Source organism: Cyanobacteriota bacterium (genome assembly GCA_025054735.1).
GTDB lineage: Bacteria > Cyanobacteriota > Cyanobacteriia > SKYG9 > SKYG9 > SKYG9.
This window is the reverse complement of sequence record JANWZG010000537.1, coordinates 1-2,144: the sequence shown is the minus strand read 5'-3', so window position 1 is coordinate 2,144 and position 2,144 is coordinate 1. Positions and strand designations below refer to the sequence as shown.

Sequence of the window (2,144 nt, the reverse complement as noted above, 5' to 3'; positions counted from 1 at the left end):
ACGATCGCATCATCGCCGCCATTGATGTTGGCACCAACTCTATCCACATGGTGGTTGTAAACATACAGCCTGCACTACCTGCCTTCACCATCATTTCACGGGAAAAAGCTACCGTCCGCTTGGGCGATCGTGCTCCCAATGGTGACTTGACCCCAGAAGCCATGGAGCGGGCACTAGCAGCCCTAAAGCGCTGCCAAGACCTAGCAGCAACCCTGCACGCAGAAGAAATTTTAGCCGTAGCCACCAGCGCCGTTCGCGAAGCACCCAATGGCAGAGCTTTTCTAGAACGAGTTGAGCGCGAGTTGGGCCTTTGGATCAACCTCATTTCTGGCCAAGAAGAAGCCCGCCGCATTTACCTAGGAGTACTATCAGGCATCGAGTTTCGGAACCAGTCTCACATTGTGATTGATATTGGGGGTGGTTCTACCGAACTAATTTTAGGAGATGGTCGTGAGCCTATCTCCCTCAATAGCACCAAAGTTGGAGCGGTGCGGTTAACGGCTGAGTTTGTGACCACTGACCCTATTAGCCCTATAGAATTTCAGACCTTGCGGGCCTACGTGCGAGGGATGTTAGAGCGTCCTGTAGAGGAACTAAAGACATTGCTAAGTCAGCAATCGCCCTCCTTAGCCCCCAAATTAATAGGAACATCAGGCACGATCGAAGCCCTAGCTATTTTCCATGCGCGAGAAACCTTGGGGTTTATTCCTGATCCCTTAAATGGCTATCAGTTTAGTCTCAAGGACTTGACTGAGATGGTAAATCGCCTGCGACGAGCTAACTATCACGAGCGGTTGCTCTTCCCTGGAATGTCCGACAAACGGGCAGATATTATCCTAGCAGGGGCTGTGATTCTCCATGAAGCCATGACTATGCTAGCAATTGAGCAGATCACAGTCTGTGAGCGGGCATTGCGCGAAGGCATGATCGTGGACTGGATGTTGACCCACGGGTTGATTGAAGATCACCTGCTCTATCAAAGCTCCATCCGCCAGCGCAGCGTAATTCATATGGCTCAGAAGTATCAAGTCAATCTACGCCATAGCGATCGCGTCGCCAAGTTTGCCCTAGAACTATTTGACCAAACGAGAGAATACTTGCACAATTGGGGCGCAGCAGAGCGAGAGTTGCTATGGGCAGCCGCCATCTTGCACAACTGTGGACACCATGTGAATCATTCCGCTCACCACAAGCACTCCTATTACCTAATCCGCTATGGAGACTTACTGGGGTACACAGAAACAGAAATTGAGACAATTGCCAACCTTGCTCGCTATCACCGCAAAAGTCCCCCTAAGAAAAAACACGAAAACTATCGTAACCTGCTCAGTAAACACCATCGCAAAGCAGTGGAGCAACTCAGCGCTCTGTTGCGGCTAGCCGTAGCCCTTGACCGTCGCCAGATTGGGGCCATTGAGAGCATTTACTGTGACTATCACCCAGAGAAACGAGAACTGCATCTGTGGATTCGTCCAGCCGTGGCTAATGACGACTGTAGCCTTGAAATCTGGAGCTTGAACTACAAGAAATCAGCCTTTGAGGTCGAGTATGGTGTAACACTGGTACCCATTTTGGAAAACCATGACCCCGCTTGACTATAGCCGTCTGCGAGACATGGCCGATGCCGATCGCTACGGTGCCATCCTGCAACAGTGCTTCAACATTACAGCCTGGGAAGACGAACCATTCTATGCCCGCCTGGGAATGGAAAACTACCGCATCGTTCGCCAGGGAGATAACATCCTAGGAGGAGTGGCCTTAATTCCGATGGGGCAATGGTTCGGGGGGCGACGTGTGGCTATGACGGGCATTGCCGGGGTAGCGATCGGCGCAGAGTATCGAGGTCAGAAAGCAGCGCTATTCATGATGGAGCAAGTTCTACAAGAACTTCATGCTACTGGCATAGCCCTATCCACACTCTACCCAGCGATTCATCACCTCTATCGCAAACTGGGTTATGGTCAAGGCGGAGTTTACTATGGCTGGAGCCTCTCTACCGATAGTATTGGCCTGCGAGAGCGCCGTCTGCCCATTCACCCCGTATCCCCTATGGGCAATCAGTTTCCCGTTGAGCCATTTCAAGCTTTGTATCAGCAACAAGCCCAAATCCACAACGGCCATCTTGATCGCCATCCTCGCATCTG

The 2,144-nt window shown here is 51.4% G+C and carries 2 protein-coding genes; both read left to right on the top strand.

Annotated elements, in window-relative coordinates; translation table 11 throughout:
* The coding region (locus tag NZ772_17845; protein ID MCS6815417.1) for a Ppx/GppA family phosphatase at positions 1 to 1,595 on the top strand (1,595 nt) is incomplete at its 5' end.
* The coding region (locus NZ772_17840; protein MCS6815416.1) for a GNAT family N-acetyltransferase at positions 1,582 to 2,144 on the top strand (563 nt) is incomplete at its 3' end. The genes NZ772_17845 and NZ772_17840, both read left to right, overlap by 14 nt.